The organism is Vibrio natriegens NBRC 15636 = ATCC 14048 = DSM 759 (genome assembly GCF_035621455.1).
Lineage (GTDB): Bacteria > Pseudomonadota > Gammaproteobacteria > Enterobacterales > Vibrionaceae > Vibrio > Vibrio natriegens.
The window spans coordinates 1,462,335-1,480,650 of sequence record NZ_CP141822.1 but is presented as its reverse complement, the minus strand read 5'-3'; the positions used below and the strand labels follow the sequence as shown (position 1 = coordinate 1,480,650).

The window sequence follows — 18,316 nt, the reverse complement described above, 5'->3', positions numbered from 1 at the left end:
ATGTCAGTGACCATATCGAAGCAAGAACATCAAAACGACCCGGATAAGTTTGAACGCTTGTTCCAGCTTGGTATTACCTATATTCAACAATTAGGTGGCAAAGTCTGGACAGACTACAACACCCACGATCCTGGCGTCACCATTCTGGAACAGGTCTGTTTTGCGCTTACCGATATTATCTATCGCAGTGATTTTGCCGTATGCGATCTCTTGGCGGACGATTACGGCCGCATTGATTATCCGTATTACGGGTTGGCTCGCCCCGATGAGGTTTTGTCTGCCCCGCCTCAAATACCGAGCGAGTATCAGGACTTCATTGTCAGAACAACGCCGCAACTGGAGCAAGTTTGGTTTCAAAGCTCAGAACAATACCCACACTTGGGCCTTTATCAGATTTCCGGGCTATTACAACGTTTCTTTCGACGCCAGCAACACGCTTTGCAAACCAAGGGCGAGGATTCCAATCCGGAAAAGAACGACCCTACCATACAAAGTATTCTTCAAACCTACCACCAGATAAGAGGATTAGGTGAAGACATCGAAGAAGTAAATGTTATTGGAGAAACTTGCATTCATCTCGCAGCCACTATCGAGATAAGTAATGATGGAGTCGATGCAAATCAGGTAGCCGCTAACATCTATTATCAGTGCGCGCATTGGTTGAGACAAAGAACCAACGGAGACTTAAGTGAGCTTGAAGATCTAATTCTAAGCAGTGCCAGCATTCAACAAGTGAGAGGTATCAGGTTCGAAGCCGAAACACACCCAGATGAACCCATCGTGGCCATATCAGAGATACCTGAGTACGCCAGTTTAATCATGCCAGAAGCCGATTCAGATATTCGCCTTGAGGTTGTACAAAACCAACATCTCGTCGCTCTTGACGTTGCCGATGTGGTCATTCAAATTGAGCAACAATTGCAGCAGCAAACCATACAGCGTCAGCATTTAGCGACCGCAATGCCACTCCCATCCGGTCATCATCGCGATCTCAGTAGCTACGACTCCATCCAAACCTTATTCCCGCGAAACTATCAATTGGCCACAAAAACCAATACTGGCTACGATCCAAAATCTCAGGCACAGCGTCATCAATTGCGTAGTTACCTGTTGCTGTTTGATCAATTGATGGCCAATTTTTGTGAGGATCTGACAAAGCTGCCCGAGCTGTTTTCTACTTCATTGAGTCAACCAACCAGCTACCATGTCCACACGCTGACGCCTCAAGAATTCAACGATATCAACAGCCATTACCCTGCCGACGCAAAGTCGAAACTGCAAGCGCTGCAATCCGAATTCGATAATTTTCCTGAGCGTAAAGGTCGAATCTACGATTACCTGATCGCACTTTATGGCGAACAGTACCCCGATACGCTTCATCGTGCGTTTACCCCATATTGTAGAGAGCAAGATATTGATTGGCTGTTGCTAGAACACAAACAGCGATTTATTCGCAACATCGCAACCATTAGTAATCAGCGCGGTTTGGGTAATAACTTGCTTAACCCGAGTCACATCGGCGGATATCAACAAAGGTTATCGATTCTGCTCGGCATGAATGCCTTAAAGAATGAAGATGAGGGAACAAACCTCAATATCAGTCGCTACCTTTTGAATATCGTCACTGACGAAGACTATCTAAGCAGCGATATGGGACAAAAAGCGGTTTTCGAACTTAAAGAAACCGTCTTACCCAACCTTGAAACGCTACCGGAAAGCCAAGAGAAAATATCACTTTCTACTCAGCAAAAACGTCAAATTCGATCCTCTGTTTACGCATTAGATGCTCAAACGCTACCTGAATCGCTGTTGCAATTTGGCATCGACAATCAACGCTACCGGATACTCAAACGCGCAAGAACGGGAGACTACCGACTCTTCTTTGACATTGGAACAAACGAAGAGAAACGTTGGCTATACATAGGGCGTTACAACCACAAACAAAAGCTGATACGTTTTTGCCATTGGTTGCAAGCGTGGCTGGTCGAAATCAATCAGCAAACAGAAACGCTGCACGTGGTGGAGCCAATCACACTCCGCCATCCCGAAAGCGACATTGAATCGCTGGCCAATCAGGTCTGCGTGGTTATACCGGGATTCACCGCCCGTCACCGCAGTCCTTTGTTCCGACAACAAGTAGCGCAACTGATCAGAACGAATACTCCGGCTCATCTCTGCGTTCACTTAATGTGGCTAAATTTCAATGCCTTTTCTGAGTTTGAAAATCTGTATCACGCATGGAGAAAACAAAAAGCCTTAACCATCCAACTAAATAGTAAAGAGGATAAGCAACAATGCGATGAGATGGCGAAGAACCTGTTAACGTTCCTGCAAAAACCAGATGCCGCGCAGGAGGCGCTAATCTTATGATCAAAGCAGACAAAATAGCGTCGAAACCTGAAACTCAAACCCACTTGTTCAAACAAGTAGAGCTTGATATCGAGTTTGATAACGCGGTCGATGCAGAACAGTTTGAAGCGGAGGCGTATCAATGGCTAATAAACGATCTTCTGCCTTCTATGGATGAACTTCTTAACCAAATTTGCTCTCCGGATATCGTTATTTGCATTGATAAGATTGAGCTCGATACAGGCGATATTTCGAGTACAAACCTACGCCCTGCCCTGCAAACGCAGATCTTAAGGCTGCTGTACCAAGAGCTTTACCGAAAGACGAGCTTGGATGCTTCGTCCAGGATGCGAAAGTCGAACATTCACATGTCGCAGATCCAAGTCAGTGAAAGTATCGAGAATGGCGCGAACCAACATGAACTTGATGACTATCGCTGGCAACAAGCGTGGCATTTTATCGCAACAGGACAACTCGCGTGGCCGTTTAAATATCAACAGCAACTGTCCGAAACCGGGGTAATAGAGGCTCTGCTCAACGCTCCAGACCGCATAAACAATGCTCTCGAGTTCGCGGATAACTCTGAAACCCTCTGTCTAAGATTGGCAATGCAACTTCCTGAGCAATCATTAGCGCAACTCTTACCGCTATTAAGCCATAAAAACCGTCTCGCGGTAATGATTGCGTTACTGGAAACAGGTGGCATTCACCATGATTCAGGCCTGAAAACCCAGCTCACCAATCACTGGAACTACTATGTTGATACCGCGATTTCGAACCGTAACTTGTCTGCATTTCTACCGCATTGGGATCAACTCATGGCGCGATACGCATCGAGTATTCTTTTTGCGTTGGGTAAACACAGCAAAGACCCACGTTTACCCCTGCTTTTGATCCAGTCACTCGACGAAAATAGACGTTTCTCTTTACTAGAACGTTTAGAGCCATTGCATTATCCATTTTTAGCCCAACTCTTATCTCGCCCTCAGCTATGGCTGCCTACTAAAAATTCTGCCCCTGCAACCAGTTCAACAGCCGTTTATTCTGCGGTATCAAACCAACAAGTGACGCTGCAACTGTGGCACTTCACTTTCCATTACGTGCTGGTCGAGCGTGGCAGCCACTTCAATAAACAGCAGTACATGAAAAGCGTGATCGTAAAAATGGCCGCCATGCATAACCTCAACGCATCGACGTTGCTTGCTGATCTTCGTAACAGGCTCCAGATGACTGGTATCGATAGTGCGTTAAGACAGCAAATGATGAAATTATTGGATGCTATAGAACCCGACATTTTCCGCGTTAACTCAGACAAAGCATCACCTAGCGATACAGATAAAGCGGCATACGAAACTCAAATCTCATGGAATACACTTGCTCAAGACCACTCGCGAGTTTCAACCAACACAAGTAAATCAGACTCGCTAACTGCCCTCTTACTGATCCTCCAACATGGAGATGAAAAAAGCCTGCTCCGCGCATTACCTGACGAACGTCGCTTTATCAAAGGATTATTGCTTTGGATCGGCCAACTCGCCGCCGTACGCCAGCATTGGAGCGAACACTATTCCGATGCCACTCTATTTCGATTCATCGACATTATTGAACCACGAGCGAACGAAGTGGTTCACGACATCATTTCCAACCGTCATCATATAGAGAGGACGATCATAACTGAAACTGAGTCAAAGCCAGTAGAAGACCATGCTCTACGCAGCAGCTTGTGGCAATTTACCCTCAGCTATTTGCTGGTTGAGCGTGGCAGTGAGTTTAATAAACGCAGTTACTTGTTGTCCCTCACTCATCAAATTGCTTCGCACCGAAATATACACCATCTCGACTTGGTTCAATCGCTGCTGTCTTCGTTAAATACTCAAACTAACTACCGGCTCGTGCAATCGTTACGTTCTCTTTTACCCGCATTAAAGAGTACCAATCACAATTTGTCTTTAGAGACTCCACAAGATGCAGATACTCCTCTTCAGGCTAACCAACACTGGTTAAACAGCGTTATTTCGAGCCACATAAATGTTCCTGTTGAAGTGATTCAGGCACTGGCAGACGCGAAGCCCGAACAGTGGCAACGGCTATTGAAAACTGCGCGTTCTTCTCTCGATGCTAAATCACTTGCGGCCGTGATTATTGAATTAAGCCAGTCAGGCACGATACAAAAACGCTGGATTCAACACTTTGACGAGCAAACGCTTTTCCAGTTACTCACTCTGGCGAATAAAGACTTATCAACCGTTGCGATTGATGTTCTCTCTATGCGCTCATGGATAGCAGATTCGATTCATGAATTGACTCATCATCCAAAAACCAGCATCAGGTCATCGATTGATAGACTGATTTGGAAATGGATATGGGAAGCTTCGCTAACTCAGACAGGGCTATCCTTCTCAGCAGAAACGGCACTGCGTTCCATTCTTTTAACATTGAGCAATCACTTCCAAATAGAAGCCGCCCAACTTGCTCATACAATGGTGATCAAAGGTAAACACAATTCTGAGCGGTTCAATGGCTCGAGAATAACGAACGGCAGCATTCAAGCTGTGCTTGAACAGGTGTTAATGGAACGAACATCTGGAACCGATATCTCTTCGTCTCAACATTTCCGTGGGCATTCGGCATCGAGCACACAAAATGACACAATCGCGCACATTACGAATTGGGATTTTCTGCAATCGAGTCAAATTGATGAAACCAAGTTAGAACTGGCACTGAATCTCGATCATCACGCACTATGGACGCGTCTGTCTGCGGAGCTACTCAATCCAGAAAAGCTCGCGAGTTGGATAGACGGACTGACCGACCACTATCACTTTCAAGTATTCGCAAAACAATACACAAATTTCGTGCCCGTCATGGTTAGCCTATATCAGACGTTTTCTTTGTTGATGGGAAATACACAAAAATGGAAACAGGTATTTTGGCGTGTCATCTATCACCGTTTGTTGCTTCAGGGAATAACAGCAAGTGCGGTTCAATTGCTGCATGTAGTGCTCAACGACCTCACTGCTTATCCAGTAATTATGGATAAACTCGAAGACGATGATAAAAGTGACAAGACAAAACAGTTAGCAGAGAAACTAAACTTATCCCGCCAATCAACACTCTTCCCGCTGTTAGAAGAGATAAGTCGCAACACCTTGCCTTTGAAGTTAACAGCCCCAGTTCCACCAGCCGGTCTCGACCGTTCACAACCGCAAGTTCAACGTCTCTATAACTCAATAGAAAACGTAGCTGAACCAAGCCGTTCAGAGATGAAAAGCAAGCCGTTATTGTGGAAAGCTCCAAATGAAAAAGAGAACAAAAAATCAGAGCCTATAAACATCAATAATGCAGGTTTAGTGCTCGCGTCCACTTATATCCCGACTCTGTTTCAACGACTCAACCTCACGGACGGCAAAGTCTTCGTCAGTAAGGAGGCTAAATACCAAGCGCTGTTTTGTCTGCAGTATTTGGTTGATGGTCGAAGCGAAGCACCTGAGTACTTGCTGCCACTAAATAAGATTTTATGTGGCATACCGATAAGTACTCCTATCCCCAGCCAAGTGGATTTGCCAAGTGAGGCTATTTCGATAATTGATGGTCTGCTCAATGCAATTATTAGTCACTGGAACTCGCTTGGTTCAACTTCGATAGAAGGCTTGAGAACAACATTTATACAACGTGAAGGCCAACTATTAGACGAAGAAAAACAGTGGCAACTTAGCGTAATTCCCGGTGCATTTGACATGCTGTTAGACCAAATTCCCTGGAGCTTCCAAACCATCAAATTCCCATGGATGGACAAACCTCTGTTTGTCACGTGGCGGTGAGGATAACTTATCATGAATGATTTCTTCCTGAACCTGATTCATAGTCATCATCTAATCAACCACGGCCGCACTGTGCTGCGCTGGCTACTAGTCGCCACAATAATCTGGGTGTCCTTTTTATCGGTGTCGGCACAAGCTCCATCGGCATCGACTTCCGCCTACAGTTGCAGCGGCCAATTGCCAACCAAAGATTCCCGTTATAACGGGCGCGTCATTCAGCAGCAATTGAAGGTAATTTACCAACCTGACGCGGCTTATCAGGCGGCATTAAAGTCCAATGGAAGGCTGTTAACCGACGGCATTTTCGGCCCAGTAACTCGCCAGTGGCTGATTAATTTTTGTAATGATTTCAACGTGTCGGATACCGTAAGTGAAACCTCCGGCAGCAGTTCAGATTTTGTTGACACAACGCTGAAAGATCTGGCACGTGCGGCAGAAATTAGTGCCGTATTCCCGAACTGGAGAGACAGTGTCGACTCAGGAGAACTGCTAACTTTGAGTTCATCACAACTGGCTGAGCTCTTAGCGCCAGATCTGATTCCCGGCTCTACTGGTTCTTCATCGTCAGGCTCTCAAGCCAATATACCAAGCTATTACTACCAACTGACTGATAATGACCTCAACAGACAAGCGACGCTCACTGCACTCACCGCCTTAGGAAAGCAACAGTTCTCACAACGAAACGAACTCTATAACCAGTTAGTGACGCTGATTGATCAGCTTGATGTTACGTTCAACCCAGCATTGGACCTTAACAGCTTTATTCAATCTCAGAGTATTGACCAAACGACACAAAGTAATAGTGAAACCGAAAGCACCACCACATCCCAAACCAGCAAAAATAGTGACGCTACAGACTCTGGATCAAGTTCCGATACAACGACAGGCTCCGGTTCTAGGTCTAGTTCTAGTTCTAGTTCTAGTTCTAGTTCTAGTACAAGCTCAACGCCCAGTTCTGCATCTAGTTCAAGCTCCAATACTGATTCAACGGCTTCTTCTACCTCAGATTCAAGTAGCAGCTCTACAGAAAGTTCAACAACATCTGACGGTGAAAGTAACAGTGACACCAACCAACAAACGGCTGATGATGGAAAGAGTGTGACAGAAAGCAGCACCACTGCGACAACGAAAACCACCGCGCCTTTGATAACCTGGCAGCTAGACAGCGATGCCCTTGCAAACGCATTGCAAAAGCAAAACATCTACGTCGTACCTGCAAGTCTGCAAAAACTACTTGAGCCTATTGCTAATCAGGTTTTCGCCAGCGAGTATTTGATGCAAGCGGCAATGACGCTTGAAGGTATAGATACTTCGTCGAGCGACGCCGAGAATGTACTCAAAGTAGCCTATAAATCAGGGCTTGCTCCTGATACGAGTACACCAGTGGTCTGGGAAGCACCTGCGGGTTGTGGTTGTCAGGACAGTCGCGACTCCATTTTTAACGATGCAACTTTCTATGGCTTTTTTCCATACTGGTATCAATCCGAAGAACAGCAAATCATCAATTTTAGTCAGCTTGACCGCATCGGCTTTTTTGGCGCAGTGGCAAAACCAAGCAACAGTGGTAGTTTGTTAGTCTTACCGCCGAATTGGAAGCCAGAGCCAGATAATACTCAGTTTATTCGATTGGCTCATCGCTATCGCAGCGAGGTCGACCTTGTTGTGACAACCCCAAGAGACTTAACTTTAGTGTCCCTAATCGAGCTTTTGGATAAGCCGTTAATCGATCAATTGGTAGACGCCATTGATCAACCGCTCGACAGCAGCTTCATTAATCGAATGAAGCCAATCATGACCTTAGGTATCGAACCAGTCCCTAGCATTGGCGATGGCATTACATTGGATATCGACTTATCGGTGCTGAAAACATCACAAAGTCAGCAAATATTTATTACCTTTGTACGCGAACTCAAATTTGCTTTACTCAAGCAAGAAGGATCCGACATTGCCAGCAGTAGCGATGTTGTAGCAAGTCCACACGATCGCTATTTTCTCAACGTTGTTATACCTGCCAATCAGGTTCTTAGTGGAGACTCTTCCAGTTTCTATCAATTTGATAACCTCAATGCTATTGGCCAAGTGACAAACTTAATGATCATACGCCCTCAGGTTGATACCGCTGACACTACTGGAACAAGTGGTCAAAGCAATTCATCTCAAGAGGCCATCGCACAACAAGAACTGACTCAAATACAGGAATTCCATCACTGGTTGAGCAACCAAAGCGATCAGCTCGCGGTCGAAAAACTGTTTAAACAGATTGTTCCTATGCTCATTACTGAATTTAACCGTAACTCAGAAATCGAGCTAACACAGCTACTTCGCCTTTCAAGCTGGAGCTTTATCGGTGCGGCTTACCAGCCTATCCCACTGAATGACCTAAGCCAGCAATTGGTCGATGACACCTTTTATCCAAAAACTTCGTCACTACCATCCATGTTCGCTGCATTACAAGAGCAGATTTTGGTTGTGATGGACTGGATATGTCCAAACCGATGGTTATTACGCACGATACTGTTTGTTGTCTTTATTGGTATTGCCGCCGTACTCATTATCAGCAACTGGTATTACGAACTCAGAAAATATCTCGTTCAACTGCCATTCGTCCTGCTATGTATCGGCTCTCTGGCTGCATTAATGTTGGTGTTTGTCGCAGACCCATACTTTAAAGCCTACCAGGTTCCGATATTACTTGGATTTATGGCGTTAATTATATGGATATTGTTGGTGGTCAGATGGCTGACAATGGAGGGGGATAAGCCTTAAAGCTTTAGAATTAGATAGATTGTAAACTAGTTGCTAATTAAAATTAGCCCCAAGTATTTAGGTGTAGAAATTGGGGCTTTATTATGACTAGGTAATAATTGCCAACTAAAGATGTTTGTTAATCCATTTTCTACATTCTAAATATGTATGATGCCGATTTTTGTTATGAGATAAAGTGTTGTGGTACATCTCCATCTCTTTCTTAATATAGGTTTTTGTACGTCCGTCAAAATTTATTCTAGAACGGTCGTCACCATTGTATTTCACATGATCTTTATGAACATGCCACATGGAGCCCTGACCGGCTTCATAATTAATACCTTTAGATTGTAAAACACCCGTATTTACCAACTTTGGAATATGTAGTGGTTGTCTACTTTGAATTACATCTTTAGCTCTTTTTTGAACAATACCTTTATGGCGATTGTCTTCCAATTCCGCTCTTTGATTTACATGATTCTTTTTTTGAACCAAAACACTAGCGAGTTGAAGTGAAGAGTCATTTCTAGAACTTTCGATTTGAGTATACATTATTCAAACGCTCCCAGATTTTAATGTAGCTGCCTTCAAAAAAGGCAACTTTTGAATTCGAATGCCCTACAGTGGGTTACTGTAAATCTCAGAATTTTAACGCTAATCTTCGGGTTTCACTTAAACAATCTTCGCTAAGAAGTCATCAAAGTTTCCATTGTCGTGCTCTCTAATCTCCGAGTGAACGCCCTCAGCTTCACTATGACTACTATATCCAGCGATTCCAGTCTGAGTACCTTTTGGAGAACCTTTCCAAGTTAAACCAGGTCTTGGTACTGAAGGAAACCATCCGCCAGTATATTTTAACGTTGGGACGGGTGCCTGCATTGCACCTTTTACTGTTGCAAACCCTTTAAGATGCTGCGTAAAACCCTGATCAAAATTTTGGAAACCAGCCCCTTCGGTCTGGACGAAAGTATCTCCATCCGGAGTCAAACCAAACAGTAAATGACCTCCAATAGCTTCTGGCATATCTATCCCGTACTGTGGTGGTCCACCCACCGTTTCAGGGTAATGGCTCGTTTCTTTAAACTCAGCTCCAGGACGCCTTGCCATCATGCTCCCTCTTCTTTGTTCATGTGTACTGGAACCAAAACCAAAATAATTGGTAGATGTCATTCCTGCGAATTCAGTCTTTGTCTTAATACTTCCGTCTTCTTTACGCGCGGCGATAGCTCCTCCTTTCTGGAGTAACTGTTTATAAACGGAACCGTTATCTTTGAATACAATGTGAGCGCCTTTCCAGAATTGGATCAGAGTATTGTTACCTAAATTTTTTAGAATTCTCAATTTAAGTAACTTGAGTACTTCATAGTGCGGCCCTGAAGCATTGGGGCCACTTTTAACACCATCATAAATCTGATTTATTCTCTCTGAAGGAATATTTGGATCGATTTCATTTGCTGCAACCACAGAGCCTCCAGAACGATCTTTAAATTTTGTTCTATTACCCATGCTATCGAAATCGTTCATTGCCATCTTTAGCTTATTGAATTGGCCAGATGTAAACGTTGTTCCATCATTTAGGTTCTCTAGTTGACTCCAACGACTATATGATCCTTGTTTTGCTGGGGAGCTATCTCCAGTAATTTCTATATATCGATTTAGTAGCCTATTAACCTGAGGCATTGCTAATTGCATTATTTTTGTAGGACTTTTGCTGTTGCAAGAGTCCATACTTTCCTGCTTCCTTTGTGCCAAAGGGATGATGAATTGGCTATCTGTAGTTTCAGGGGTAGTTTTAGGGGTTAGTTCGATTCCCTTTTTTTTCAAAGCCCTATTCCCCATCTCTGTCGCTTCATTTTCCAAAGATGGGTTATCGTTTACTGCCATTCCTCCGACAGAAGTCGTTGGCTTAACGCGACCTTCCATTTGCTGAACGACGTGTCCCAATTCGTGAGGTAAGTGTTTTTCCTGTCCGGATGCAAGGTGGATATCGCTGCCCTGCGCATACGCGTGAGCCTGAACGGCTGCCGGCTTGCTGGAGTTATAGTGCACTTTGACATGGTCAAGACTCTGGCCGCTAAGGCGTTCCATACCAGACTTTAAGTTGTCCGGTAGGCCTGTGCGGTTCGGTTGACGCTGAATAGCATTAGATTCACGGTTATCTTCCAAGACTTGCGCGCTTGCTTGACCGGATTTACGTTGGACAGATTCTTTGGACTGTGAAGTAGACTGTTTTTTAAGCTCAGAAAACACTTTGGTTATCCTCAAACGTTGCTCTAGCTTACATTGAGTCTAGGATCGAACGTGCATTATGCAATAAAGCGCAAACACCAATTTAGACCAGTTTGTTGTCTTTTTTGAACTCATTCCGAATGCCCGAGATAATATCTTGTTGATATACAATTCGTTCGTTTCGACGTATTGCTGTTAGAGCGCATTGCCGAAGGACATTAATAATTTGCCCACCAGCCATCTGGTAATCACTAGCTATGCTGTTTAAGTCAACGTCATCAGCAAGATCACATACATTGTGGAAGGCATTTTTCCACAGCTGCAAGCGCTCCTCTGGGCCGGGGATGGTGAAATGCACCATATTTTGGAATCGACGAGTAAAAGCCTCGTCCATATTGCTTTTCAAATTGGTCGCAACAATCACCGTTCCGGGAAAGTCCTCAATCTTTTGTAATAAGTATCCCGTAAGCTGGTTAGCATGGCGATCATTTGAAGAACTGGCTTCAGTCCGTTTGCCAAACAGAGCATCGCCTTCATCAAAAAACAGTATCCACTCTTTGTAACTGGCAGCGTCGAATACGCGCGACAAATTTTTCTCGGTTTCCCCTATGTACTTTGAAACCACCATCGACAAATCGACCCGATACACGTCTCTGCCAGTAGACTTACCAAGCAATGCAGCCGTCAGTGTTTTCCCTGTACCGGGTGGCCCAGAAAACACAGCTCGATAGCCGGGTTTTACTTTTTTCGCCAGTTGCCAGTCTTGCATCAGAGTATTGCCGTGGGCGAGCCAGGCGCGGATCTCGTCAATCTGGCTCATTACGTTATGCTCCAACACCAATTCCGACCATTCTAGCGGCGTATCTAACGGATGTGCGGGAAAGCTCGTACTTAACTCTGGCCGATGCTGCTCACCCGTAATGAAATAATTTAGCCAGTGGTCATTCAAACGGTAGACACCTGCTAAACTTGGGATTCCTGACTCAACAGAGAGCAGCTCTGTGACTTGCTCTGCCATCAGCTTATGTTGGGAAGAGAGAATAGACATCGTATGGACACGCCATTCAGGGTTATTGGCACTGATTAAAAAATTGAGCGTTTGGCCCGTAGGTACGAAACCGCTGAATGTTCGATCAGCGACGCCACCAAACTCGGTGAATGGACGATCAATCATCCCGTTAAGACCAAAAAAGAAATCCAGTGCATCGGGACGGATTGAAGGCGCCATTGCCAAGGCTAATGCGAGTCGTTCAAAAACGTTTAACTCCCAGTCAATGAGCATGTCAGCATACAAACTGCTACCGGGTGCTGTATCTGGTGGAGGAATATCAATCCAATGCTGCTCATGTCCGTCTTGTTTTAGATAGCTACAGATAACTTGGCTAATAACATTGGTTAGCCAGTCCACTTCCCGATACAGTGCTACCATATTAGCCGTTGTATTGTTTGGGTTATCACCATAGTAATCGCTATCGATTAACGCCATTTAGCCATCTCCACCATACACAACTCATTGCTCATTCAACCAGTCTGTAAAAGTATAGGCAAAGCTGGGGTATTGGTAACGTATGATACGCGTACTTGCTCGACTCATACCAATTTGGATTCTTAACTGGTCAAGTTATTACCCAAGAAAGATCGCTTAATGCAAGACATGAAAAAATATATCCCACTAGAAATAATCGGGTATGGCAAAAAATAATCTTCGATTTGGCTATCCGTTATTAAATTAAAACAAGAGATATTTATTTCAATAAACGGAATTAATTAATTCTCGGCTCATTAAATTTTGACTTCACAATTGAAACCAGTTCCTGCAAAGCTGGATTTTGATTATCTTTATTCCACGCCATAATAAGATCAAAACGTGGTGCTTCTCCTTGTAATGGGCGAAAAACCACATTACCTGGATTAAATTTTTCCATATAACCCGGGCATATAGTAAGCCCTAATCCCATCCCAACCAAATTCATCGTAACCAAGATATTAGTCGACGTCTGTACAATATTTGGTTGGCATTCTGTGGAATTAAGATAATCCTTAACCATTGGCGACAAGGCCCCTGAATAAAGCGGATCTGTGGCAATAAAATCCTGCCCATTGAGCATCGACGGACTAATCTCAGAGTGCGAAACCAGAGGGTGCGATACGGGCAACATCACGATTAGCGGCTCACTAAACACAACCATACGTTCTACAAATGGGCTAATAACAGGGTTACGCATGAAGCCTACATCAAGCTGACCGTCGAGTATTTGGGATTCCTGCTCCGTGGTGATGACACTACTCAACTCTATTTGCATATCCGGATTTTCAAGTCGTAGTAACGGGAGCACTTCAGGTAATACGTTAACTTCTGCTGAAGGCACAAAACCAATCGTTATTGATTTATCGTTTAACATTGCCTGTCTTGCTTTAATCTTGGCGTTTTCAGCCATCTCCAATATCGAAATAGCTTCCTTAAGAAATAACTCCCCCGCTGCAGTGATCGTCACTTTTCTTCGATTACGCATTAGCAACGGCACGCCCACGCACTCTTCCAAATCCTTTATCTGACTACTCAACGATGGCTGTGATGTATGTAACTTCGCCGCAGCCCGAGTAAAATTTAACTCTTTCGCAACAGCAACAAAATAACGTAAGTGCCTTAATTCCATGGTTTTATCCTATTTATAGGTGAAAACGATTACTTAATACAAATTAACTATTTCACACTTTCCCTACCAATCTGCAACATGATTAGGGACTCTACAAATAAGGTCAATAACTCTGTAACCCGAGGATATCAATAATATGACCACACACTCAAAACTGGACATCTACAGTCTGATCGATAGCACAAATGGCCGTGTCACCCCAAGTATTTATACAGATCCTGATATATATCAACTTGAATTAGAAAGAATTTTTGGTCGATGCTGGCTATTTTTAGCCCACGAAAGCCAAATTCCTAAACCCGGTGATTTTTTTAACACTTACATGGGGGAAGACGCTGTAGTTGTTGTACGCCAAAAAGATGGCAGCATCAAAGCTTTCCTTAATCAGTGTCGTCACCGCGCTATGCGCGTCAGCAATGGTGACTGCGGAAATACTCGCGCTTTCACCTGCCCTTATCATGGCTGGTCATACGGTATCGACGGTAACCTGATCGATGTACCGCTCGAACCACGTGCTTATCCCCAAGGTCTGTGCAAATCACAGTGGGGCCTGAATGAAGTACCTTGTGTCGAAAGTTACAAGGGATTGATTTTCGCTAACTGGGATACCAGTGCTCCGGATCTAAAAGAATATTTAGGGGATATCGCCTGGTATTTGGATGGTGTATTAGATCGCCGCGAGGGTGGAACCGAAATCGTAGGTGGTGTCCAGAAATGGGTGATCAACTGTAATTGGAAATTCCCAGCTGAGCAATTTGCCAGTGATCAATATCATGCACTCTTCTCGCACGCCTCTGCGGTGCAGGTGTTAGGTGCCAATGATGACTCCGACAGAAAACTTGGTGCAGATCAGACTGCCCGACCAGTCTGGGAAACAGCCAAAGATGCTGTTCAGTTTGGACAAGATGGGCATGGCAGCGGCTTCTTCTTTACAGAAAATCCGGATGCAAACGTATGGGTAGATGGCGAAGTAGCCCGTTATTACCGAGATACCTACGAAGAAGCTAAACAACGTCTTGGAGAAGTCCGTGCATTACGCTTAGCTGGTCACAACAACATCTTCCCGACTTTATCATGGCTAAATGGTACAGCTACGCTGCGTGTCTGGCATCCAAAAGGCCCTGATCAGGTAGAAGTATGGGCATTTTGTATCACTGACAAAACGGCCTCTGATGAAGTAAAAGCCGCATTCGAAAACAGTGCCACTCGCGCATTTGGTCCTGCTGGTTTCCTTGAACAGGATGATTCAGAAAACTGGTGCGAAATTCAGAAATTACTTAAAGGTCACCGAGCTCGAAATAGCACTTTGTGTCTTGAAATGGGACTTGGTCAAGAAAAACAGCGTGAAGATGGTGTTCCAGGTATCACCAACTATATCTTCTCAGAAACAGCGGCACGCGGCATGTATCAGCGCTGGGCAGACCTGCTAACGAGTGAAAGCTGGGATGAAATTCAAACCAAGACTGATGCTTTTCAACAGGAGGTTTTGAAATGAAACCAGTATCTCTTCAAATTCATCACGAAATCAGTCAGTTCTTATTTCATGAAGCCACATTACTCGATGACTGGAAGTTCCGCGATTGGCTAGAACTGCTGGACGACGAGCTGGCTTATACGATGCGCACTACTGTGAATGCTCAAACCCGTGATCGTCGCAAAGGCAAGCAGCCACCGACGACATGGATTTTTAATGATACCAAGTCACAGCTTGAACGACGCATTGCCCGTCTGGAAACCGGTATGGCATGGGCGGAAGAACCACCTTCAAGAACTCGCCACTTAATTACCAACTGTCAGGTGGAAGAAACTGAACTACCGGGTGTTTTTGCCGCGAGAGTCAATTACATACTGTATCGCGCACAAAAAGAACGCGATGAAACCTTCTATGTCGGCACTCGTTTTGACTTGGTGAAACAAACCAATACCGACAACAACTGGAGCTTGTTAAAACGAGAGATTGTTCTCGACCAAGCGACTATCAATTCTCATAACCTTAGTGTGCTTTTCTGATGAACCGAATTAAAGCTTGCCTCGTTGAAGAGTTACCGGAAGGTGAGGCTCTCCGGATTGATGCTGACCCAGTTATCGCACTGTTTCATGTTGGCGACGAATTTTATGCGATGAATGATCGTTGCAGTCATGGTAACGCCTCTATGTCTGAAGGCTACTTGGAAGATGATGCGACAGTGGAATGCCCGCTACATGCCGCCAGTTTTTGTCTAAAAACGGGGAAAGCACTTTGCCTTCCCGCCACCGATGCCATTGCCACCTACCCGGTCAGTGTTGAGGACGGCACCGTCTACATTGATTTACCGGAGGCGTCATGAGTGATTTACAAGACAATGTCGTCTTAATTACCGGGGGTGGTTCCGGACTCGGGCTGGCACTAATAGAGCGCTTTATTGAAGAAGGTGCAAACATTGCCACGCTCGACATCTCTGCAGACAAAATAGCCTCTCTTAAGCACCAGTTTGGTGACCGAATTGTCGCCGTTCAGGGTGATGTAACATCAGTGGAAGATAACCAGCGTGTTGTAGACGCAGCCCTAACTGAGTTTGGTAAATTGGACTGCTTTATTGGCAATGCTGGTATCTGGGATCACAATGCATCGCTGGTTAAAACTCCGGCTGAGAATTTAAAACAAGGGTTTAGCGAATTGCTTGGTGTTAACGTGCTTGGCTACATTCTGGGAGCCAAGGCCGCTGCACCAGCTTTGATTGAAAGTCACGGCAGCATGATTTTTACCCTGTCCAACGCCGCCTGGTATCCGGGTGGTGGAGGTCCACTTTACACGGCCAGTAAACATGCTGCGGTCGGTCTAATCCGTCAACTGGCTTACGAGCTAGCACCAAAAGTGCGTGTTAACGGCGTTGGACCTTGTGGTATGGCGACGGATCTTCGTGGTCCTAAATCACTCAATCAGCAAGACTGCGCGATTATGGATTCACTAACCCCCGAAAAAGTAGCAGCAATTCTACCGCTTCAGTCTATGCCAGAAACCCAAGATTTTACCGGACCATACGTGATGCTAGCGTCGCGACGCAATAACCGAACGCTGACAGGTGTGATGATCAATGCCGATGCTGGTCTTGGTATTCGTGGTATCCGTCACGTTGCAGCAGGTCTCGATCTGTAAGGAGAATCCATGGAAAAACACTTTGTAATCATAGGTGGCGGCCAGGCGGGAGCGATGGCTGCCGCCTATTTACGCCAAAAAGGCTTTGATGGACGTCTCACACTAATTTGTGATGAAACCGTTATGCCCTATGAGCGTCCACCTTTGTCAAAAGCGGCACTATTAGATGACGACCCCCAGTTGCAGTTTATCCTGCCAAGCGACTGGTGGCAGCAAAATAAAGTCAACATAATGCAGCAATGCACGGTAAAAGCCATTGAACCGCAACAGCACCGACTGTGCCTAGAGAATGATACGTTTATAGACTTTGATAAGTTGCTAATCACTACCGGAGCTTGTGCTCGCCGTTTTCCGTTATTAGATGAACTCGGAGAGAGAGCGTTGACTTTACGTCATCATCGAAATGCTCAAACTTTGAGGCCTCATCTGCAAAATCAGGAGCGTATCATCGTTGTCGGTGCCGGAACTATTGGTCTGGAAGTTGCCGCCAGCGCACGCCAAAGCGGATGTGAAGTGACCGTAATTGAAGCCGCTCCGGTATTGATGGGACGCAACACACCTAAGCCGGTACAAGAATATCTGCTAGATTATCACCAAAATCGTGGCGTGAAGTTTTACTTCAATGCCCAAATTGAGTTAGCCGAATCCGCTAGTGACGTCACCCTTACGCTGCAGGACGGCCAGCAAATCAAAGGCGATCGAGTAGTATACGGCATAGGTATTGAACCAAACGATCAGCTCGCTCAACAAGCTGGTCTGGAAACACACAACGGCATTATCGTGAATAACCAATGTCAGACATCCAACCCAAATATCTTTGCCGCTGGAGACGTCACCCTTTGTAAAAATGCGCAAGGTCAACTGGTACGCAAAGAAACTTGGGAAAATGCCAACCAACAAGCCGATATCGCAACCTCGGCAATGCTGGAGCAACCTTTTAGTCAACCTGGTGCGGGCTGGTTCTGGACCGATCAATACGATCTTAATCTGCAGTTTGTGGGTGATATTCACGGTGAGCACTGGATAATCCGTGGTGATGTATCAACTCACAAAGCAATCTGGTTTAACGTAGTAGACAATCAGGTAAAAGGCGCCATCACTTTAAATCAAGGTCGCGAAATCCGTGTACTAAGAAAGTTGATCGATTCAGGTAAAGTTGTCGAGATACCGTCCATAACTGATGAGACTGTGGCACTAAAAAGCCTGTTAAAATGACCTCTCCTCTGCCAAGACAAAGTAGCCGAGCCACACTCGGCTACTTTTTGTGTTCCTAACCAAACGAGTCAGACCACTGACAACACCTCATTAAGAATCCTATTAACAATTCCATCATTATAATTGCCATTAATGACTAACTGTTTCTAAACTTCAAAGAACAT

The 18,316-nt window shown here is 44.9% G+C and carries 12 protein-coding genes; 8 read left to right on the top strand and 4 right to left on the bottom strand.

Going from position 1 to position 18,316, the window contains the following annotated elements; genetic code table 11:
- The 3 genes from VER99_RS06765 to VER99_RS06755 are packed head-to-tail and all read left to right on the top strand — an operon-like array spanning position 1 to position 8,936.
- Positions 1-2,370 (top strand): hypothetical protein, encoded by a 2,370-nt coding sequence (locus VER99_RS06765; protein ID WP_020333190.1) that lies wholly within the window; start codon positions 1-3, stop codon positions 2,368-2,370.
- The gene (locus VER99_RS06760) at positions 2,367-6,170 is read left to right on the top strand and encodes a contractile injection system tape measure protein (RefSeq protein WP_020333189.1); all 3,804 of its coding nucleotides are present in this window, start codon (positions 2,367-2,369) and stop codon (positions 6,168-6,170) included. The genes VER99_RS06765 and VER99_RS06760 overlap by 4 nt, the downstream gene beginning before the upstream one ends.
- A 12-nt stretch (positions 6,171-6,182) precedes the next feature.
- The gene (locus VER99_RS06755; protein WP_020333188.1) at positions 6,183-8,936 is read left to right on the top strand and encodes a hypothetical protein; all 2,754 of its coding nucleotides are present in this window, start codon (positions 6,183-6,185) and stop codon (positions 8,934-8,936) included.
- 105 nt (positions 8,937-9,041) lie between these two features.
- On the opposite strand, the gene VER99_RS06750 is transcribed toward VER99_RS06755, so the two are convergent.
- The 4 genes from VER99_RS06750 to hcaR all read right to left on the bottom strand — a co-directional run bounded on the left by VER99_RS06750 (position 9,042) and on the right by hcaR (position 13,801).
- On the bottom strand, positions 9,042-9,467 hold the full coding sequence (locus VER99_RS06750) for a hypothetical protein (RefSeq protein ID WP_020333187.1): 426 nt from the start codon (positions 9,465-9,467) through the stop codon (positions 9,042-9,044).
- A gap of 120 nt (positions 9,468-9,587) precedes the next feature.
- Positions 9,588-11,165, bottom strand: coding sequence for an eCIS core domain-containing protein (locus VER99_RS06745; protein ID WP_020333186.1), 1,578 nt, complete (start codon positions 11,163-11,165; stop codon positions 9,588-9,590).
- 82 nt (positions 11,166-11,247) lie between these two features.
- Positions 11,248-12,630, bottom strand: a complete 1,383-nt coding sequence (locus VER99_RS06740; RefSeq protein WP_014231694.1) for an ATP-binding protein — start codon at positions 12,628-12,630, stop codon at positions 11,248-11,250.
- A 277-nt stretch (positions 12,631-12,907) separates the two neighbouring features.
- Entirely contained in the window at positions 12,908-13,801 is an 894-nt protein-coding gene (gene hcaR, locus VER99_RS06735; protein WP_020333185.1) for a DNA-binding transcriptional regulator HcaR, read from the bottom strand.
- A 136-nt stretch (positions 13,802-13,937) separates the two neighbouring features.
- On the opposite strand from hcaR, the gene hcaE reads away from it, so the two are divergent.
- The 5 genes from hcaE to hcaD are packed head-to-tail and all read left to right on the top strand — an operon-like array spanning position 13,938 to position 18,152.
- Positions 13,938-15,296 (top strand): 3-phenylpropionate/cinnamic acid dioxygenase subunit alpha, encoded by a 1,359-nt coding sequence (gene hcaE / locus VER99_RS06730; protein WP_020333184.1) that lies wholly within the window; start codon positions 13,938-13,940, stop codon positions 15,294-15,296.
- On the top strand, positions 15,293-15,811 hold the full coding sequence (gene hcaF, locus VER99_RS06725) for a 3-phenylpropionate/cinnamic acid dioxygenase subunit beta (protein ID WP_020333183.1): 519 nt from the start codon (positions 15,293-15,295) through the stop codon (positions 15,809-15,811). The genes hcaE and hcaF overlap by 4 nt, the downstream gene beginning before the upstream one ends.
- On the top strand, positions 15,811-16,128 hold the full coding sequence (gene hcaC, locus VER99_RS06720; RefSeq protein ID WP_020333182.1) for a 3-phenylpropionate/cinnamic acid dioxygenase ferredoxin subunit: 318 nt from the start codon (positions 15,811-15,813) through the stop codon (positions 16,126-16,128). Before hcaF ends, hcaC begins: the two co-directional genes overlap by 1 nt.
- Positions 16,125-16,937: a 3-phenylpropionate-dihydrodiol/cinnamic acid-dihydrodiol dehydrogenase gene (hcaB, locus tag VER99_RS06715; protein WP_020333181.1), complete on the top strand. Its 813-nt coding sequence runs from the start codon at positions 16,125-16,127 to the stop codon at positions 16,935-16,937. The genes hcaC and hcaB overlap by 4 nt, the downstream gene beginning before the upstream one ends.
- A 9-nt stretch (positions 16,938-16,946) precedes the next feature.
- Positions 16,947-18,152, top strand: a complete 1,206-nt coding sequence (hcaD, locus tag VER99_RS06710; RefSeq protein ID WP_020333180.1) for a 3-phenylpropionate/cinnamic acid dioxygenase ferredoxin--NAD(+) reductase subunit — start codon at positions 16,947-16,949, stop codon at positions 18,150-18,152.
- Positions 18,153-18,316: the final 164 nt, after the last annotated feature.

What these genes read in the sequence shown, in the direction of transcription:
- VER99_RS06765 (WP_020333190.1), top strand. Translation starts at nt 1, where the DNA reads ATGTCAGTGACCATATCGAAGCAAGAACATCAAAACGACCCGGATAAG.
- VER99_RS06760 (WP_020333189.1), top strand. Translation starts at nt 2,367, where the DNA reads ATGATCAAAGCAGACAAAATAGCGTCGAAACCTGAAACTCAAACCCAC.
- VER99_RS06755 (WP_020333188.1), top strand. Translation starts at nt 6,183, where the DNA reads ATGAATGATTTCTTCCTGAACCTGATTCATAGTCATCATCTAATCAAC.
- VER99_RS06750 (WP_020333187.1), bottom strand. Translation starts at nt 9,467, where the DNA reads ATGTATACTCAAATCGAAAGTTCTAGAAATGACTCTTCACTTCAACTC.
- VER99_RS06740 (WP_014231694.1), bottom strand. Translation starts at nt 12,630, where the DNA reads ATGGCGTTAATCGATAGCGATTACTATGGTGATAACCCAAACAATACA.
- hcaR (WP_020333185.1), bottom strand. Translation starts at nt 13,801, where the DNA reads ATGGAATTAAGGCACTTACGTTATTTTGTTGCTGTTGCGAAAGAGTTA.
- hcaE (WP_020333184.1), top strand. Translation starts at nt 13,938, where the DNA reads ATGACCACACACTCAAAACTGGACATCTACAGTCTGATCGATAGCACA.
- hcaF (WP_020333183.1), top strand. Translation starts at nt 15,293, where the DNA reads ATGAAACCAGTATCTCTTCAAATTCATCACGAAATCAGTCAGTTCTTA.
- hcaC (WP_020333182.1), top strand. Translation starts at nt 15,811, where the DNA reads ATGAACCGAATTAAAGCTTGCCTCGTTGAAGAGTTACCGGAAGGTGAG.
- hcaB (WP_020333181.1), top strand. Translation starts at nt 16,125, where the DNA reads ATGAGTGATTTACAAGACAATGTCGTCTTAATTACCGGGGGTGGTTCC.
- hcaD (WP_020333180.1), top strand. Translation starts at nt 16,947, where the DNA reads ATGGAAAAACACTTTGTAATCATAGGTGGCGGCCAGGCGGGAGCGATG.